The sequence below is a fragment of the Pseudomonas sp. B21-054 genome (assembly GCF_026016345.1).
In the GTDB taxonomy this organism is placed as follows: Bacteria; Pseudomonadota; Gammaproteobacteria; order Pseudomonadales; family Pseudomonadaceae; genus Aquipseudomonas.
In genome coordinates, this window is sequence record NZ_CP087204.1 from 1,446,618 (window position 1) to 1,464,779 (window position 18,162).

Below are 18,162 nucleotides of genomic sequence, written 5' to 3' on the forward strand. Positions count from 1 at the left end.
TGGGGAAAACTGACAGGCACAAAAAAGCCCCGCTTTTGAGGGCGGGGCTTTTTACTAAAGCAAGGACAAGTTAGATAACTTGAACTTCTTCAGCTTGCATGCCTTTCTGACCGCGGGTAGCGATGAAAGAGACCTGTTGGCCTTCTTTCAGGCTTTTGAAGCCGTCGGATTGGATTGCTTTGAAGTGAACAAACAGGTCGTCACCGGATTGTGGGGTGATGAAGCCGAAGCCTTTTTCATCGTTGAACCACTTAACGGTACCAGTTTGGCGATTAGACATGGTGTAACTCCTTGAACAAAGATAACTGCGACTCAGGAAGAACCCTGGCCGAGACTGAGTGCAAAGAGCAGGAAAAATTCTTGTAGATGGTTGGATCGAAATTCAACATATCGTGTAGAGATTCTCAGTGACACAAGCAGCACAGTGGCGCCACCTTAACCCTTTTTCCGGAACGTGCCAATGGTCTTTGCGAAGGTTTCTCAGAATTAGTGACTGGCGGCGCGTGGTATTGCCGTCAGGACCCGGAAATCAAGGTGGATCGGCGAGAATTGTGTCCGGCGCTTTGAACCCGGCCTCGCGCCCCGGTAAGATGCCGGACGTATTTTTCCACCTCGCTATTCAGGAAACCCGCCATGAGCATCAAATCGGACAAGTGGATTCGCCGCATGGCGCAAGAGCACGGCATGATCGAGCCCTTCGTCGAGCGCCAGATGCGTGGCGAAGGCGCCGACCGGCTGATCTCCTTCGGTGTCTCCAGCTACGGCTACGACGTGCGCTGCGCCGACGAATTCAAGGTGTTCACCAACATCAATTCGGCCACCGTCGACCCGAAGAACTTCGACGAGAAGAGCTTCGTCGACGTCAAGAGCGACGTTTGCATCATCCCGCCGAACTCTTTCGCCCTGGCCCGCACTGTCGAATACTTCCGCATTCCGCGCAACGTCCTGACCATCTGCCTGGGCAAGAGCACCTATGCCCGTTGCGGCATCATCGTCAACGTCACGCCGCTGGAACCCGAGTGGGAAGGCCACGTGACCCTGGAATTCTCCAACACCACGACCCTGCCGGCGAAAATCTACGCCAACGAGGGCGTGGCACAGATGCTGTTCCTGGAGTCCGATGAAGAGTGTGAAGTGTCCTACAAAGACCGTGGTGGTAAATACCAGGGGCAGCGCGGTGTGACGCTGCCGCGTACCTGATTCAGACGAACTGTTGGAATTCCTGGGCGGGCAGACACTCTATTGCGTGTACTGCCCGTTTTTGCGTCAGCGCACCGGGCTTCGCCCAGGAGTTGTTCTATGAAGATCGATCCGCGAATCAGTGCCGAACTGGCAAAGCTTGAGCCCAATCAGATCGGCGTCATGGCCTGGTCATTGCTGGCCCATCCTGCCGAAGTGGCGGGCGGCATTCCCGGCCAGCCCGATCCCGATACCCCCAACGAACAGCCTGTCGAACCCGGCGAACCCACTCTGCCGGACGAGCCGCCTCCTGCGCCTGTTGCCTGATGAGATCATGGCCCGTTGCCTGGTTGTTCAGTTAACGGGCCATATTTCGTTATCGCCGATGACAAATATCCTGCAGTCATTGTCCTGCTCGACCTGATAGCCGCCCGTAAAGGCTCCAAAGGCCGGCAGCAGACTGACTTCACCGCCCAGCCGGAAGCACGGCAGCCGCAGGCGTTGCCGGCCCTTGCCGCTGAGGCGATAGACCGGGTGCACATGGCCGGCCAACACATGGCGGCAGGGGTGTGGGTCTGGTTCGTGCTGCACGGCGAATGGCCCCAGCAGCAAAGGCTCCGGGACGACGCGAATATCCAGCGCCGACGGTGGGTCGCCGGCACGCTTGTCATGGTTGCCGCGAATTAACGTCACGGCCAGGTGCTGATGTCGTTCACGCCAATCGGAAAGGGCCTTCAAGGTACCTGGCGCATGCGAGCCGGGACCGTGAAGAAAATCCCCCAGAAAGATCAGTTGTCGACACGCCAGGCTGGCCAGTAATGCATCCAGTACCGCAATGTTGCTGGCGGTCGTGCCGTGGGGCACCGGTTGACCCAGGCTTCGGTAAGCGGCGGCCTTGCCGAAGTGGACATCGGCCACCATCAGGGTTTCCTGGGCGGGCCAGTACAAGGCTTTCTCCGGCAGCAACCAAAGTTCTTCGCCGGCCAGGTTGACGGGATAAGGCGCGGGCATCAGCGGTCACCGCGATCGGCGGTTTTTTCCAGCTCGCTGACCATCCGTCGGATCCGGTCGGCAAGTTTTTCCGAGCTCATGCTTTCCCTGAACCGCTCCACCAGCAATGGAAATCCGAGCGGGGTGGGGCGCTTGATGACATGCAGGTCCAGTTCCAAGGTGTTGAGGCGTTCCAAGGTCTGCTCCAGTCGACGAATATCCAATTCTTCCCGCAAGACTTCCTCCCCAGCCTGGGCAAGCAGGAGGTTGTCGGCGTCATATTGCTTGAACACTTGAAAGAACAAGCCGCTGGAGGCCTGGACTTGTCGAGTGCTTTTCGGGGCACCGGGGTAGCCGGCGAATACCAGCCCGGCGATCCGGGCGATTTCGCGAAAGCGCCTGAGGGCCAGCTCTCCGGCGTTGAGGCTTGCAAGCACGTCGGGCAGCAAATTGTCGGTTCCCAGAAGCGCCGGGTTCAGGTGCCGAGACCAATCCACCGCCGTGGCGCTGAGCAATTCCAGGCCGTAGTCGTTGACCGCGATGGAAAAGGTCAGCGGTTGCTGCTGGCTGACACGCCAAGCCAGCAGGCTGGCCAACCCCAGATGAACCTGGCGCCCGGCAAACGGGTACAGGAACAAATGCCAGCCTTCCCGGGACTTCAGCGCTTCGGCCAACAACGTGGTATGCGTGGGCAAGCCGGACCAGCGCTGCTGGGTCAACAACAACGGCTGCACGGCTTGCATCTGCGGCCCTTCGAAGCGGCCCATGGCCGCTTCGCTCAGGCGCACGACCACCGCAGCCGCCAGTTCGCTGGAAAGCGGCATCCGTCCGCCGTTCCAGCGCGGTACAGCGGCTTTTTTCGCCTGGCTGCGACGCACGTAGGCGGTCATGTCTTCGACGCGGACCAATTCCAGCAATCGTCCGGCGAACAGGAAGCCATCGCCGGGCCGCAGGCGGGCAATGAAGCCTTCTTCCACACTGCCCAGGGTCTTGCCGCCACCGCCCTTGCTCCAGAACTTCAATTGCAGGCTGGCATCGCTGACGATGGTGCCGATGCTCATGCGGTGGCGCCTGGCCAGGCGCGCGTCGGGGACTCGCCAGATCCCGTGTTCGTCCGGTTCGACCCGTCGGTAATCGGGGTAGGCGGTCAAGGACAGGCCGCCGTGGCGCACGAATGCCAGGGCCCAGGCCCATTCGGCTTCGTTCAGGTCGCGATAGGCCCAGGCGCCGCGCACTTCCTCGAACAACTCTTCGGGAACGAAGCCGCCGCCCAGGGCCATGCTGACCAGATGCTGCACCAGCACATCCAGGGGCTTGTGGGGCGACTCACGCGGTTCGATGCGCCGTTGGGCTACGGCATCCTGGGCGGCGGCGGCTTCGATCAGTTCCAGGCTATGGGTAGGTACCAGCGTTACCCGCGAGGTCCGCCCCGGCGCGTGACCGGAACGCCCGGCACGTTGCATCAGCCGGGCCACGCCCTTGGCCGAGCCAATCTGCAGCACCCGCTCCACCGGCAGAAAATCCACCCCCAGGTCCAGGCTGGACGTGCAGACTACGGCTTTAAGCTGACCGTCCTTGAGGGCGCGTTCCACCCAGTCGCGGGTGTCCCGGGACAATGAGCTGTGGTGCAGCGCGATCAGCCCGGCCCAATCCGGTTTCGCTTCGAGGATGGCCTGGTACCAGATTTCCGCTTGCGCCCGGGTGTTGGTGAACACCAGGCAACTGCGGCTGGTATCGATTTGCGTGACGACCTGAGGCAGCATCTTCAGGCCGATGTGCCCGGCCCACGGAAAGCGCTCGACGGCCGGCGGCAACAGCGTGTCGACCTGCAGTGTCTTGTCGTTGGCCCCTTGCACGCTGACCCCGTTGCCTTGGGGGATCAATACCTGTTCGGCGTGGGCCTGGTTTCCCAGCGTGGCGGAGATGCCCCAGACGATGAGTCCGGGATGCCAGTGCCGCAAGCGAGCCAAGGCCAGTTGCAATTGCACACCGCGCTTGTTGCCGAGCAATTCGTGCCATTCGTCCACCACGACCATGCGCAGGGTCGAGACGGCGGTTTGCGCATCGGCACGGACGAGCATCAGGGTCAGGCTTTCGGGGGTGGTAATCAGGGTGGTGGGCAGTCGTCGGCCTTGGCGAGCACGTTCGCTGGCGTTGGTATCGCCGGTGCGCAGGCCGACGCTCCAAGGCAGCTGCAGATCCGCCAACGGGGCTTCGAGGGCTTTGCCGGTGTCGGCGGCCAGCGCTCGCATCGGGGTGATCCACAGGACGGTCAGTGGTTCGGCCGGTGGTTTGCGTTTGCGCGGTTTGTCCGTAGGAGGGGCCGGGCGGGCGAAACGATTGAGCGCCGCGAACCATAGGGCGTAGGTTTTGCCAGCACCGGTGTTGGCATGCAGCAACCCGGATTCCCCTCGCTTGACGGCGGTCCAGACCTGTTTCTGAAAAGCGAACGGCTTCCAGCCGCGGACGCTGAACCACTGGTTTGCGAAGTTGTTGGATGTCGCCATGCCTGCCGCGTGCGTCCTGAAGGTCCTTCTTCAGTGACCACGGCGAGATATGAAAGGTTTTAAAACCTTGTGGCGAGGGGATTTATCCCCGTTGGGCTGCGAAGCAGCCCCAAAAAAAGCTCAAGGATAATTTGCCAGGTGCACCGAGGTGGTCAACTGAGGGGCTGCTGCGCAGCCCAGCGGGGATAAATCCCCTCGCCACAAAAGCAGCACCTGGCCCCTCAATTCAGATGTGCGTAAGTCTATTTCAAGTTGCCGCTGAGGAACTGCTTGAGCCGTTCGCTCGTGGGGTTGCCCAGCACGTCTTCCGGCGCGCCTTCTTCTTCCACCAGCCCCTGGTGCAGGAAGAGCACCTGGTTGGAAACTTTGCGGGCGAAGCTCATTTCGTGGGTCACCATGATCATGGTCCGGCCTTCTTCGGCCAGGCCCTGGATCACTTTCAAGACTTCGCCCACCAGTTCCGGGTCCAGGGCCGAGGTGGGTTCGTCGAACAGCATGACCTCGGGTTCCATGGCCAGCGCCCGGGCAATGGCCACGCGCTGTTGCTGGCCGCCGGACAGGAACGCCGGGTATTGCTCGGCCACCCGCGCCGCCAGGCCGACCTTGTCGAGGTAGCGGCGGGCACGGTCGTCGGCTTCCTGTTTGCTGATACCCAACACCCGGCGTGGCGCCATGGTGATGTTTTCCAGCACGGTCATGTGGCTCCACAGATTGAAGTGTTGGAACACCATGGCCAGGCGCGTGCGGATGCGTTGCAGTTCATCGGCATCGGCCACGTGCATGCCGTGGCGGTCCTTGATCATCCGGATCGCCTGGCCATCCAGGCTCATGGCGCCGTCGTTGGGTTGCTCCAGGAAATTGATGCAGCGCAAGAAGGTACTTTTGCCCGAGCCGCTGGCGCCAATCAGGCTGATGACGTCACCGGTCTTGGCCTTGAGCGAAACGCCTTTGAGCACCTGATGTTCGCCATAGCTTTTATGCAGGCCTTCGATGGTCAGTTTGTACATGGAGCATGCATCCTCAAGGCGAAAGTAGGTAGCCGCTGCGGTAGGCTTCGGTGCCGGCGACATGGGCGATCACCATGCCGGCCGTGGCCATGCGGCGCAGCGAACGGGCGTATAGCAGGCCGGCGTTGCGGCAATGAACGGGCGTGACGGTGTCGTTGACCGGGTCGATGATCTCTGCCACCTGTTGCCCGGCCTCCAGGTATTCGCCGGGCAGGGCGCTGTAGACCAGCAGCCCACCCACCGGGGTGGCGACCGGTTCCACGCCGGCCAGCGGCGTGGCCGGGTAGGGCAGGTCGGGCAAGGGCATCGGTTCGCCGTCGATGGCGCCGAAGCGGATCAGGTATTCGATCAGGGCCTGGCAGTCGAGGCTTGCCAGGCCATGGTTGACGTCGCCCTGGCCGCGCAATTCAACGGTGACCGAAAAGCTGCCCAAGGGAATCTCGAAGCGCTCGCCGAAGCGTTCCTTGAGCTGCCACCAGAGCAGCGTGAAGCACTCATCGAACGATTGGCCCCCCGAATCGGTGGCGAGCAAACTGGCCTCGGCACCGATGTAGCGCGCCAAGGGCTCGACCTGCGGCCAGGCTTCCGGTGTGGTGTAGAGGTGGGCCACGGCTTCGAAGTCGCAGTGCAGGTCCAGCACCATGTCGGCGTCGCAGGCCAGCCGTTGCAGGACCAGGCGCTGAGATTGCAGCTGCGTGCTGGCGGTTTGTCGGGAAAGGGCATCGCGCAGGCTGGTGCGGATCAGCATCAGGTTGTGCTGCGGATCGTCGGTGAGCAGATCTTCGATTTCGTTGCCGATTTCTTCGCTCAGGTCGACGAACCGACGGTTGAAGTTCTGTCCGCTCTCCATTTCATAGCGCCCCAGGGGCACATCCATCAGCACTTGTTCAAGGCCGATGGGGTTGGCGACAGGCACCAGCACGATCTCGTGCCGCAGATGCCCGGACGCCTCGAGTTCGGCCAGGCGTTGCTTGAGGTGCCAGGCCACCAGCATGCCGGGCAGCTCATCGGCGTGCAGGGATGACTGGATATAGATTTTGCCGACGGCTTTTTCCGGGCCGAAGTGGAAACTGTGGATCTTGCGTGCGGTCCCCGGCAGCGGGGCCAGCAGGTCATGAATCTGGTGGCGCATTGCTTGTGTGTCCTGGAACGGAAGCCCTAGTGAGTCGGCCCGAGAAAGGCCAGCCAGCGGCGTTCGGCGAGGCGGAAGAGGCCCACCAGTGCAAAGGTGACGGTCAGGTAGATCAGCGCGGCGATCCCGAACGACTGGAAGGTCAGGAACGTGGCCGAGTTAGCGTCCCGGGCGACTTTTAGCACGTCAGGAACGGTAGCGGTGAACGCCACGGTCGTCGAGTGCAGCATCAAAATCACCTCGTTGCTGTAATACGGCAGCGAGCGTCGTAGCGCCGAGGGCATGATCACATAGGCGTAGAGCTTCCAGCCGGTCAGGCCGTAGGCCTTGGCCGCTTCGACTTCGCCATGGTTCATGCTGCGAATCGCCCCGGCGAAAATTTCCGTGGTGTAGGCGCAGGTGTTCAAGGCGAAGGCCAGGATCGTGCAGTTCATCGCATCGCGAAAGAAACTGTCGAGCAGTGGCTGGGCGCGCACCGCCGCGATGCTGTAGATGCCGGTGTAGCAGATCAGCAACTGGATATAGAGCGGCGTGCCACGGAACAGGTAGGTGTAGAACTGCACCGGCCAACGCACGTAGATCCTGGGTGAAACCCGGGCGATGGACAGCGGGATCGACACCAGGAAACCGATCAGCAGCGAGGCGCTGAGCAGCCACAGGGTCATTGCCAGGCCGGTGACGTTGACGCCGTCGCTGTACAGGAACGGCCGCCAGTATTCTTGCAGGAGTTCGATCATCGCACGGCCTCCCGGGCTCCGGCGGCGTAGCGACGTTCAAGCCAGCGCAGGATGAAATTGGACGCGCTGGTGATCAGCAGATAAATCAGCGCCGCCAGCACCAGGAAGTAAAACAGCTGATAGGTACTCTTGCCCGCGTCCTGGGCGGCCTTGACCAAGTCGGCCAGGCCGATGATCGACACCAGCGCCGTGGCCTTGAGCATGACCATCCAGTTGTTGCCGATACCCGGCAGGGCAAAGCGCATCATTTGCGGGAACACTACGAAGCGAAAGCGCTGGCCACGTTTGAGGCCATACGCGGTGGCGGCTTCGACCTGGCCCCGGGGCACCGCGAGGATCGCGCCGCGAAAGGTTTCGGTGAAGTACGCGCCATAGATGAAGCCCAGGGTAATCACCCCGGCGCCGAATGGGTCGATCTCGATGTATTCCCATTCCATGAAGTCGGTAAAAGACGTCAGCCAGGTTTGCAGGCTGTAGAAGATCAGCAGCATCAGCACCAGGTCCGGCACTCCGCGGATCAGCGTGGTGTAGAGCTGGGCAGGGATTCGCAGCAGTTTGACGCGGGACAGCTTGGCGCTGGCACCCAGCAGGCCGAGCAAGACGCTCAACAACAAGGACAGGGCCGACAGCTTGATGGTCATCCAGGTGCCTTGCATCAGCAGCGGGCCAAAGCCCTGCAGGCTGAAGGCAGAGAGCCCCAGATTTTGTAGGAGTTGTTCGAACATGAAAGAGGCCTTTGGCAGGAAGAAAGCGCCCATCCGAGACCGGATGGGCGCAGCGCATTATTTGCCGCTGTACAGATTCAGATCGCCAAAGTGTTTTTTCTGGATTTCGGCGTACTTGCCGTCATCGTGTAACGCTTTGATACCTTTATCCAATAGTGCCTTCAGCTCGTTGTTACCTTTCTTGATACCGATGGCGGTCTTGGCCGGCAGCAGTTCACTGTCCACAGGCTTGCTGACTTCATAGCCTTCGCCTTTCGGCGATTTCAGGAAGCCCAGCTCGGCTTGCAGCATGTCCTGGATGGCGGCATCGAGGCGGCCGGAGGTCAGGTCGGCATAGACCTGGTCCTGGTTCTGGTAGGCCTGGGTCTTGACGCCAGCCTTGTCCAGCACGGCTTTGGCGTAGGCTTCCTGGATGGTGCCTTGCTCGTAGCCGACGGTTTTGCCTTTGAGCGAAGCGGGATCTTCGTTCAGGCCCGAGCCTTTCTTGAATACGTACGCCGTCGGGCCGGAGAACAGCTCGCTGGAGAAGTCGATGACTTTCTCGCGGGCCGGAGTCACGGTCATCGACGAGATCACACCGTCGAACTTATTGGCCTTGAGGCCCGGGATCATGCCGTCGAAATCACTTTCGACCCATTTGCATTTGACCTTCAGCTCCGCGCAGATCGCATTGCCCAGGTCGATGTCGAAACCGACCAGGCTGCCGTCGGCGGCCTTGGATTCAAACGGGGCGTAGGACGGGTCGACACCAAAACGCAATTCCTTGTATTCCTTGGCCGTGGCGACGCCAGCGGCCATGCACAACGCCAGTGCAGAAAGGGTCAGCAGTGCTTTTTTCATTATTCAATCCCTAAAACCAATATGAGCGCTTGTGGCGCGTAAGTATTGTTACCGGTGAAGGCGAGAACGGTATGACGGCATAAAGGTAGCAATTTCCGAACCAGAGTGCCGAACAAGTGTTTTAAAAACTTTGGTGACTGCCGGCGGGGCATGATGGTGCGCGGGGATGAGCAGGCTTCAAAAGGTGCACCAAGATGGCGCCGACTCTGCGTTCTGGCGCTCAAGTGGTGGGGGGATGGCCGCTGCTCAAAGCATCGGTGTGCCGACCGCGCTGGAACAGGCCCTTCCCAGGAAAGCCGTAGTGACCTGAAGGGCTTAACCGCGTTTTTTCAAACCTCAGTATCAGGTCTCAATGCCGGGCTGCTGTGCGCGGAGGTGCTACTAAGCATTCGACCAAGGGATTGCCCGGTCATTTCGACATATCGGTAGGTGAACATCGACACCAGGACGACCGATCCCGCTATCAGTAAAGCGATGAGGTTATTAAGCGGCACATTACCGAGGTCCAGGTAACGAGTCCCGTCGATCATCGGTGCAATGTCAACGCCTGAGATTTTTTTCGCCACCATGAATGCCGACACTACGCAAAACAGAACGGCGGCGTGGGTCAGGTAGATGGAATAAGACAATTTGCCGAGAAAACCGAAGCCACGCCCCGCCAACAGCCGTGACACAGCGCCGCGATCAAAGGCGAATATCACCACGATGGCACCGAACAACGGGCTGGCCCACAACTGCTTCGCTGCAAAATCGTTGATCACGAAAACCAGCGCCACTACCACTGCCACCACTTCAAGCGTTGTCAGCCACCAGGTTTGGGCCTGGGCGGGGTGGGGGAGCTTCAGATACACGGCGTAAGCCAGACAGCCGGTGAAAAAGTAGGCGAGGCCCCGCAGCGACTCGATGGTAAAGAAAGCATTGCCTGCATACATCAACGCCAGGGCTACGAATACCACCGTCACCCATACCCACGTCCTGACGCCGAAAGCGATACCCAGGATCAGGGCGAAGATCATGTAGGTGTAATACTCGATACTGATGCTCCAAGACGGATAGTTGAACGACAGTGGGTTAGTCATATGTGTCCAGGATTGCAACAGCAGTGCATTCGGCAGGATTTCAGAAGGGGCAAACTTCCCGGTAAAAGGTGAGTTATTGAAGTCCATGCCTTTTTGGGCAGCCAAGTATCTCCCGCATTCCAGCAGTATAAAAATAATTAACATAAAGAGGTGCAGGGGGAGCAAGCGGAAGGTTCGTGTGATGAAGAACTTTCGAAAATTAAACTGCACCGAGCTGCCATAAGCATGCGTCAATACAAAACCACTCAATACAAAAAAGAAAGATACAAATACTTCGGCATGGCGAAATAACAACCATTCGGTAAAGCTGCCGCTGACGCGTAAGTGATAGAGCATCACTGAAATGGCCATCAACCCCCTGAAACTGTCCAGCGACTGGAACCGCTTCTCTGCGCGCATGGCAGGCTCCCTACTCGTGTGGGTGACACGTTCTGAATGTCGCTCCGATCAACACGCCATTGGGGCGGTCCCGCTCGGCTTCACCCTGAGAGGGGGCTGCCACTTCCCGAATGATTGCATCCCTTTCAGGGTTGCATAATGGGCCCGCGCAGGATCTGGACGATTGGAGATACTTAAATAAAATGACGCATCTGATGTCACGTTAGCAGTGCGCTTTAAAAGAGCAAGTCGGTTTTTTCTTGTCGTGATGAATGCTCGGATGACGCAATTACGGCGTCAGAAAAACTGCCAGTGCGCGGGGTATCAATAGTTTTTTAGAAACGCATGAATAAGAACTTGATTGCCTATCTTTAATTCAACTCAGGCCGGGATGGTTTGCGCGACTTGCTCAATTGTTGAAGTACCGGCTGAAAGCATTTTCGCCTTGACGTGGAGAGCGTCCTGACGCCGGCCGAAGCTGACGCTGGCCGGAGGAGGGCGGTCAACATTTCAACAGATCCTGCAGCGTTGCCAACGTGTCGGCTTCATCGACGCTTTTATCCCGGCGCCAGCGCAACATCCGTGGAAACCGCACGGCGATCCCGCTCTTGTGGCGCTTGGACAAGGCGATGCCCTCGAAACCCAGCTCGAAAACGAGGGTGGGGGCGACACTGCTCACCGGGCCGAATTTTTCCACAGTGGTCTTGCGTACGATGCTGTCGACCTGGCGCATTTCTTCATCGGTCAGGCCTGAATAGGCCTTGGCGAATGGCACCAGGGTGCGTTCGCGACTGCCCGGTGGGTTGTCCCACACAGCGAAGGTGTAGTCGCTGTAGAGGCTGGCGCGCCGGCCATGGCCGCGTTGGGCGTAGATCAGCACCGCGTCGACGCTGAAGGGGTCGATCTTCCATTTCCACCACACGCCCATGTCCTTGGTCCGCCCGACGCCGTACAGCGCATCGCGGGCCTTGAGCATCATGCCCTCGACACCCAGGCTGCGTGAGGCCTCGCGCTGCCGGGCGAGGTCGGACCAATTATCCCCGGTGACAATCGGCGACGACAGCAGCACCGGGCTGTGGCTACGGATAATCAATGCCTCCAGTTGTTGGCGGCGCTCGGTTTGCGGACGACTGCGCCAGTCTTCGCCTTGCCATTCCAGCAGGTCGTAGGCCATTACCACCACGGGCGCGTCTTCGAGGATTTTCTTGCCCAGGGTCTTGCGGCCGATGCGCTGCTGCAACAGGGCGAAAGGCTGGACCGCCGGTTGCAACGGCGTATCCGGATCGAAGGCGTCCTCGGTCACCGGTTGCGAGGTTTTCCACACCACGATTTCCCCGTCGATCACCGTGCCGTCTGGCAGCGCCTGCGCCAGGACATGCAGTTCGGGGAAGCGCTCGGTCACCAGCTCCTCGCCCCGCGACCAGACCCACAAATGCCCCTCGCGCTTGACCACCTGAGCACGAATGCCGTCCCACTTCCATTCCACCAGCCAGTCACTGGCCGGGCCCAGCAACGTGTCAAATTGCTCCAGCGGTTGCGATAAAGCGTGGGCCAGGAAGAACGGGTAGGGCTGACCGCCGCGTTGGGCATGTTCGTCGTCGGATTCGGCGGCGATCAGCTTGAGGTAACCGGCCGCCGTCGGACGATGGGACAGGTCGGTGTAACCCACCAGGCGCTGGGCCACCCGTTTGCTGTCAAGCCCGACCATGCCCGCCAAGGCCCGGGTTACCAGCAGTTTGGACACGCCGACCCGGAAGCTGCCGGTGATGAGCTTGATGCAGAGCATCAGGCTTGGCCGGTCGAGTTGCGCCCACAACGCCGGTAACCGCTGTGCCAACACCTCGGGTGACTCACCGCGCAGGGGCAGCAGTTTCTCCTCGATCCACAACGCCAGCCCCTCGTCGGAGCTATGGGGCGACTCCGGCAACACCAGCGAGATGGTTTCGGCCAGGTCGCCCACGGCCTGATAACTTTCTTCGAACAGCCACAATGACAATCCGGACACCTGCACCGCCAGCTCCCGCAGGATTTTTACCGGTACCAGTTGCCGTGGGCGGCCACCGGAGAGGAAGTACACCGCCCACGCCGCGTCCTGGGGCGGGGCCTGGGTGAAATAGCCCTGCATGGCGGCCAACTTGGCATTGCTGGACGTGGTGGCGTCCAGTTCGGCGTACAACTCGGCGAAGGCCTTCATGACGCGTCCTCGCCGGTGTCGGCGGCCGCGGCGACGTCTTCTTCATCATCGCCGTATTCGGTGACGAAGCCCTGGGCGTCGAGGCCTAGTTCGCGCAAATGGCGCACCAGCACGCCCACCGAACCGTGGGTGACCATGACCCGCTCGGCGCCGGTCTGTTCGATGGCCCAGAGCAGCCCGGGCCAGTCAGCGTGGTCGGACAGCACGAACCCCCGGTCCACTCCGCGCCGCCGTCGGGTACCGCGCAGGCGCATCCAGCCGCTGGCGAAGGCATCGCTGTAGTCGCCGAAACGGCGCATCCAACTGCTGCCACCGGCAGAGGGCGGGGCGATCACCAGCGCCCGGCTCATGATCGGGTCGTTCTTTTTCACGTCGCCGGCATAGATTGTCGGTGGCAGATGAACCCCGGCCTCGCGGTAGACCCGGTTCAGCGGTTCCACCGCGCCGTGGGCGAGGATGGGGCCAAGGGTTTCGTCGATGCCGTGGAGAATCCGCTGGGCCTTGCCGAAGGAATAACAGAACAGCACGCTCGCCCGGCCCGCAGCGATGTTGCCGCTCCACCATTGGTTTATTTCGTCGAAGACCTGTGCCTGTGGCTGCCACCGATAGATCGGCAGGCCGAAGGTGGATTCGGTGATGAAGGTATGGCATCTCACCGGCTCGAACGGTGTACACGTGCCGTCGGGCTCGACTTTGTAATCCCCTGACGCCACCCAGACCTCACCTTGATATTCCAGCCGCACCTGGGCCGAGCCCAGCACGTGGCCGGCGGGATGAAAACTCAAGATAACGCCGTGATGCAGCAGGCGTTCACCATAGGACAGGGTTTGCAGGTTGATGTCCTGGCCGAGCCGCGAACGCAGGATGCCTTCGCCGGGTGCCGCTGCCAGGTAGTGTTGGTTGCCGCCACGGGCATGGTCACCGTGGGCGTGGGTGATGACCGAGCGTTCAACCGGACGCCACGGGTCGATGTAGAAATCTCCGGGCGGACAGTACAGGCCTTCGGGGCGGGCAATGACAAGATCCATGCATTCACCGGGGCGATGGGCTTGTCAGGTAGAGGCGCAGGCGGGGAGAGAAGTTCTATCAGGTTTTGAAGGCGCAGGATCAGGTGGCTGGATGGGCAAATGTGGCGAGGGGATTTATCCCCGTTGGGCTGCGAAGCAGCCCTGAAACCAGGCAACTCAGTGTGTCAGGCAAATTGAGTTGGCTGCTTTGGGACTGCTTCGCAGTCCAACGGGGATAAATCCCCTCACCACAGGGGGCAGTCTATTTGCCGGGCACCAGGGTCAACCGCGTCTTGCCATACGCCCGATCGAAGTTCTGCGGTTGCAGGGGCAGGTTCTGATACTGCCCTTTGATCCACGGGTCGAGGCCATTGACGTAGTTCGGGCTGGCCGGGTTATCGGACTGGCCGGTGCCTCCCTGCATCATCAATGGCTCAGGCTGGCCGAAGTCGACGATAAAGCGCATCGCCGGCGCCAGGGTGGTGTTGAAATCCTGGCCCCAGGCGAACGCCGCGGTGTTGAGCGTGGTGGCGTCGCCACCGGCCGGTACCGGGCCGCGCACTGTCTGGCCACTGCTGTTTTTCCAGGCGTAGTGATGCAACGTGCCCCACTGCCAGGCCTTGTGATCGCCGCCCAACTGGCTGTCACCAGCGCTGATGGCCGCTGCCAGGCTGCGGGCGAGGATGACCGCCTTGTCTTCTTTCTGCGGTGTGCGCACATCGTCCCAGAACGGGCTGTCCTCGCGACCCAGCAGATGATCGGCTTGGGCCGAGTAAGACAATTGACCGTTGGCAACCAGGGCTTTCCACGCCGGGCTGCTGTCCGGGCCCAACTCGTCGAGGAAAATCTGCTTCATGCTTTCTTGCAGGAACAGCTCATAAATCGCTGCGTCGGCGGAAGTCGGACTGAGCCGGCCATCGAACGCCATCAAGCGGGTGTAAGCCTCGCGGGCCTTGGCCCGGTCAGCCACCGGCAGCGCTTCGATCGCTTGCTTGAGCGGCTGGGTCATGCCTGGTGCTTCGAAGACTTTCTTGAGCTTGGCCGCGAACGTGGTGGTCTGGTCGTACTGTATGGCGGTCAGGCTGCGGGTGTCGTGCTTGCCCCCGCCGGCCAGTTCGGCCATGCGCTCGCCACGTTCCGGCGCGGCCCAGGAATTGGACAACTGCATCCCGTATCCGTGGGGAATGACCCGCTGGTTGGCGGTGCCGAGCCAGCCTTGGGCGGGGTCCTGGTCGTACGGATGCAGCATCGGGTCGGCGTAACCGTCCCAATCGTAGCGACCGTCCCAACCCGGCGACGGCAACAGGCCTTCGCCTTCGCGGCGGTTCGGATAGCGGCCAGTGACTTGCCAGCCGATGTTGCCGGCGTCGGCGAATACCATGTTCACCGCCATGGCGCGGATTTCCCGGCTGGCATCGGAGGCTTTCTCGACGTTCTGCGCCCGGGACAGGTCGAAGAGCGCGTCGAGGGTCTTGTCGTCGGTGAAGCTCGGGGTCTGCAAGGCCAGGCCGAAGCCGTTGGCCATGGCCGGGCCCTGGGCGCTGTTGAGGAGCGGGCCGTGGCGGGTTTCAAATACGGCCTCGCGAATCGGTCGCTGACCTTTGATGAAGTAGGTTTCGTTACGCACCATCACCGGCTGCCATTTGCCGTTGACCTCGTAGGACAGGCCATTGCCCTGGCGTCGGATTTTTTCCAGGAATAGATCCTGGTTGTCTCCCAGTACGCTGGTCATGCTCCAGGCCACTTTGCCGTTGAAGCCCGCCAGAATCATGGGAATGCCCGCCACGGAAACCCCGGCCGCCTGGTACTTTGGCGCACGGATCTGCACCGGCACCCACAGTGACGACGTGCCCAATGGCCCATGGCTGTCGCTGGCCAACAGGCTCTTGCCGCCGCGGCTGCGTTGCGGCGCGATGGCCCAGTTGCTCGAAGACGTCACATTCAACAGATTCAGCCCGGCCAACTGGCCGGTGGCCTTGCTGATTTCGTCCAGGCCCGGGACTTGGCCGTTGAGTCGGATACCCTGGAATTTATCGGCCTCGGCCATCGGCAGTTGCTCGTCCGGGTAGGACGGGCTCAGCCAGGCGAGTTTGTCAGGGGTGACGGTCTGGGCCAGCACCAGGTTGGCGATTTCTTCCGGCAGGTTGGCCGACTGGCTGAAATTCAGCAGGCAGAACATCAGCGCCGAGTCTTCCGGCTTCCAGTACTCGGGTTTGTAGCCGGTGGCGGCCAGGTCCGATGGCAGTTTGTCGCGGTAGCGGAACAGGTACGCGTTGACGCCGCGGGCATAGACTTCGAAGAAGCGTTTGAGCCGGGGCGAAGACGCTTTGTACAGCTCATCGGCGTTTTTCTTCAGGTTGATGGCGCGCATGTAGCGGTCGACATCCAGCCGCTCGGCCCCGGACATTTCCGCCAACCGCCCCTGGGCCAGCAGGCGCAGGGTCACCATCTGGGTGAGGCGATCGCTGGCGTGGACGTAGCCGAGGGTGAACAGGGCGTCGTGGAAGCTGTTGCTTTCGATCAGCGGCATGCCCATGGCATTGCGCCGAACCGAGACGTTCTGCGCCAGCCCCTTGAGGGGCTGCACGCCGGAAGTGGGCGCTACGGTGTCCTGCGTGTTCCAGGCCTGGCAACCGCTCAAACCGAGCACACTGGCCACCGCGGCGGCAACGCCGAGCCGGGGGATGAAAGAAATAGAGGCTGGCGAGGCCATGGCAAAGCTCCTGCGGGAGGGGGGGCACCAATAAAGGCGCTACGTTAGTGAGCAGGAGGGGGCCGCGCAAGCGGGGGCGAGGGTTATTTGTTGATTTGGCGATGAAAGCCCGGGGCCACGGTTCCGGATAAGGCTTGCCTGTAGGAAACAGTAATGCTCAAGTACGGAAAATCCAATGACGAGCAATGGAAAAACTGGCGTGGAGCTACAGAAAAACGCGGCACTGATCCTCATCGATCAACAGAAAGGCATCCTGCATCCCAGGCTCGGCCCTCGCAACAATCCCGAGGCGGAGCTGCGCATGCTGGAATTGCTGGCGTTCTGGAGGCATTCGGTGCGGCCGGTGATTCATGTCCATCATTTGTCCCGCTCTCCGGACTCGGTGTTCTGGCCGGGGCAGTCGGGCGTGGAGGTTCAGCAACGGTTCGAGCCGATGGCCGGGGAAGGCCTGATTCAGAAACAGGTGCCGGACGCGTTCAGCGGCACCGCTCTGGAGGCGGATCTGCGCAAGGCCGGGATCGAGCAATTGGTGATCGTCGGCGTGGCGACGAACAACTCGGTGGAGTCCACGGCGCGTACGGCCGGCAACCTGGGATTCGACACCTGGGTGGCCGAGGACGCCTGTTTTACCTTCGACAAGGCCGATTATTTCGGCAATGCCCGTACGGCCAGCGAGGTGCATGCCATGTCGCTGGGCAATTTGCAGGGCGAGTATGCGACCGTGGCCAGTGTGAAGCGGATTCTGCAGGCGGGCTGATAGGTAGGTATTGACAGCGCCGGCCTCATCGCGAGCAAGCTCGCTCCCACATGGGGTCTGCGGCGATCACTGGACATCGCCTCACCGCCATTTCCCTGTGGGAGCTAACTTGCTCGCGATGAAGGTCTAGCAGGCGAAGAAAATTTTCGCCTGGCCCCTCAAGCCCCGTGACACTTCTTGAATTTCTTGCCATTGCCACAAGGGCAAGGGTCGTTGCGACCGACATCCTTCAGGGCGTTGCGCACCGGTTCCTGGTGGGCGTGGCCGCAGTTCGGACCGTGGACATGGCCGTGCTCGTGATCGTGATTGTGTTGATGGTCATGATCGTGATTGCAATCAGGGCCGTGAACATGGGGTTGTTGGGTCATCGGGGTTACTCCGCAATAAAATCGGCGGCGATTATCACGCCATTGCGCTCCAGGTGCACGTAGTGAGCGAGGAATAATCCGGTTTCCAGCTCACCTTCCAGACGATAGGGGATCTGCTGGCGGGGTTTCTCGAGCAGTTTCACCACGTCCCGCACTTGTGGCCACAGATTGGTACGGATCGGCACCTTGAAGTAGCCGCTGCGTTGAGGACCCACGGTGAACCAGTGTTCATGCTCACCCTCGGTCAGTAGCAGATCACCCAAGTGGATGCGGTAGGTCAGGCCGCGCACGGTGAGGTCGCTGTCGCCGGGGTTGTCGACGCGAAAGTGCAGCATGAACTTCTGTTCCAGCAACCGGGCCCGCACCACCTCGACCTTGACCAGGTGCACCTGCGGTTCAGGGGCTTCGTCACGTTGCCAGGACGCACAGCCGCCAAGCCCGACGAACAGCAGCAGGCAAGTGAGGCGTAGCCAGCGTGATGAGTGAGTCATGTCCGTGCCTCTGGTCTATTCCCAGTCTAGCCCGCTGGTGGGCGGGCGAGCGTCGGAC

17 protein-coding genes are annotated in these 18,162 nt (G+C 60.9%); 3 read left to right on the forward strand and 14 right to left on the reverse strand.

All coding sequences use genetic code 11. The features are described 5' to 3' along the window. Positions 1–70: 70 nt before the first annotated feature. Positions 71–280: a cold-shock protein gene (locus LOY70_RS06385; RefSeq protein WP_002554837.1), complete on the reverse strand. Its 210-nt coding sequence runs from the start codon at positions 278–280 to the stop codon at positions 71–73. Positions 281–633: 353 nt separating this feature from the next. On the opposite strand from LOY70_RS06385, the gene dcd reads away from it, so the two are divergent. Continuing rightward, positions 634–1,200, forward strand: coding sequence for a dCTP deaminase (gene dcd / locus LOY70_RS06390; protein WP_003184751.1), 567 nt, complete (start codon positions 634–636; stop codon positions 1,198–1,200). A 99-nt stretch (positions 1,201–1,299) separates the two neighbouring features. Next, positions 1,300–1,506 carry a hypothetical protein gene (locus tag LOY70_RS06395; protein ID WP_265034746.1) on the forward strand — a complete coding sequence of 69 codons (207 nt, stop codon included), beginning with the start codon at positions 1,300–1,302 and terminating at the stop codon, positions 1,504–1,506. Positions 1,507–1,533: 27 nt separating this feature from the next. Here the strand turns inward: LOY70_RS06395 and pdeM are convergent, their stop codons facing one another. The 11 genes from pdeM to LOY70_RS06450 form a co-directional block, all read right to left on the reverse strand. After that, positions 1,534–2,190 (reverse strand): ligase-associated DNA damage response endonuclease PdeM, encoded by a 657-nt coding sequence (pdeM, locus tag LOY70_RS06400; RefSeq protein ID WP_265034748.1) that lies wholly within the window; start codon positions 2,188–2,190, stop codon positions 1,534–1,536. After that, positions 2,190–4,676, reverse strand: coding sequence for a ligase-associated DNA damage response DEXH box helicase (locus LOY70_RS06405; RefSeq protein WP_265034750.1), 2,487 nt, complete (start codon positions 4,674–4,676; stop codon positions 2,190–2,192). The genes pdeM and LOY70_RS06405 overlap by 1 nt, the downstream gene beginning before the upstream one ends. Before the next feature lie 242 nt (positions 4,677–4,918). Continuing rightward, the gene (locus LOY70_RS06410; RefSeq protein ID WP_123342466.1) at positions 4,919–5,683 is read right to left on the reverse strand and encodes an ABC transporter ATP-binding protein; all 765 of its coding nucleotides are present in this window, start codon (positions 5,681–5,683) and stop codon (positions 4,919–4,921) included. Positions 5,684–5,696: 13 nt separating this feature from the next. Further along, the gene (locus tag LOY70_RS06415; RefSeq protein WP_265034752.1) at positions 5,697–6,815 is read right to left on the reverse strand and encodes a succinylglutamate desuccinylase/aspartoacylase family protein; all 1,119 of its coding nucleotides are present in this window, start codon (positions 6,813–6,815) and stop codon (positions 5,697–5,699) included. Positions 6,816–6,841: 26 nt separating this feature from the next. Next, a complete protein-coding gene (locus LOY70_RS06420) occupies positions 6,842–7,552 on the reverse strand; it encodes an ABC transporter permease (protein ID WP_123417283.1) in 711 nt (236 codons plus the stop codon). After that, positions 7,549–8,277, reverse strand: a complete 729-nt coding sequence (locus LOY70_RS06425) for an ABC transporter permease (protein ID WP_060743074.1) — start codon at positions 8,275–8,277, stop codon at positions 7,549–7,551. Before LOY70_RS06425 ends, LOY70_RS06420 begins: the two co-directional genes overlap by 4 nt. Positions 8,278–8,334: 57 nt before the next feature. Continuing rightward, positions 8,335–9,117: a transporter substrate-binding domain-containing protein gene (locus tag LOY70_RS06430; protein WP_265034756.1), complete on the reverse strand. Its 783-nt coding sequence runs from the start codon at positions 9,115–9,117 to the stop codon at positions 8,335–8,337. Positions 9,118–9,446: 329 nt separating this feature from the next. Next, complete coding sequence (locus LOY70_RS06435) at positions 9,447–10,595, reverse strand: acyltransferase family protein (RefSeq protein ID WP_265034757.1); 1,149 nt, start codon at positions 10,593–10,595, stop codon at positions 9,447–9,449. 481 nt (positions 10,596–11,076) lie between these two features. Continuing rightward, positions 11,077–12,768, reverse strand: a complete 1,692-nt coding sequence (locus tag LOY70_RS06440) for an ATP-dependent DNA ligase (RefSeq protein ID WP_265034759.1) — start codon at positions 12,766–12,768, stop codon at positions 11,077–11,079. Next, complete coding sequence (locus tag LOY70_RS06445; protein ID WP_265034761.1) at positions 12,765–13,796, reverse strand: ligase-associated DNA damage response exonuclease; 1,032 nt, start codon at positions 13,794–13,796, stop codon at positions 12,765–12,767. Before LOY70_RS06445 ends, LOY70_RS06440 begins: the two co-directional genes overlap by 4 nt. A 241-nt stretch (positions 13,797–14,037) precedes the next feature. After that, on the reverse strand, positions 14,038–16,488 hold the full coding sequence (locus tag LOY70_RS06450; RefSeq protein ID WP_265034763.1) for a penicillin acylase family protein: 2,451 nt from the start codon (positions 16,486–16,488) through the stop codon (positions 14,038–14,040). Between the two features lie 199 nt (positions 16,489–16,687). On the opposite strand from LOY70_RS06450, the gene LOY70_RS06455 reads away from it, so the two are divergent. Further along, the gene (locus LOY70_RS06455) at positions 16,688–17,245 is read left to right on the forward strand and encodes a cysteine hydrolase family protein (RefSeq protein ID WP_265037981.1); all 558 of its coding nucleotides are present in this window, start codon (positions 16,688–16,690) and stop codon (positions 17,243–17,245) included. Positions 17,246–17,403: 158 nt separating this feature from the next. Here the strand turns inward: LOY70_RS06455 and LOY70_RS06460 are convergent, their stop codons facing one another. Together LOY70_RS06460 and LOY70_RS06465 are read right to left on the reverse strand one after the other, a co-directional pair. Further along, complete coding sequence (locus tag LOY70_RS06460; protein WP_123417279.1) at positions 17,404–17,613, reverse strand: SEC-C metal-binding domain-containing protein; 210 nt, start codon at positions 17,611–17,613, stop codon at positions 17,404–17,406. 5 nt (positions 17,614–17,618) lie between these two features. Beyond that, entirely contained in the window at positions 17,619–18,104 is a 486-nt protein-coding gene (locus tag LOY70_RS06465; protein ID WP_265034766.1) for an LEA type 2 family protein, read from the reverse strand. Between the last annotated feature and the right edge of the window lie 58 nt (positions 18,105–18,162).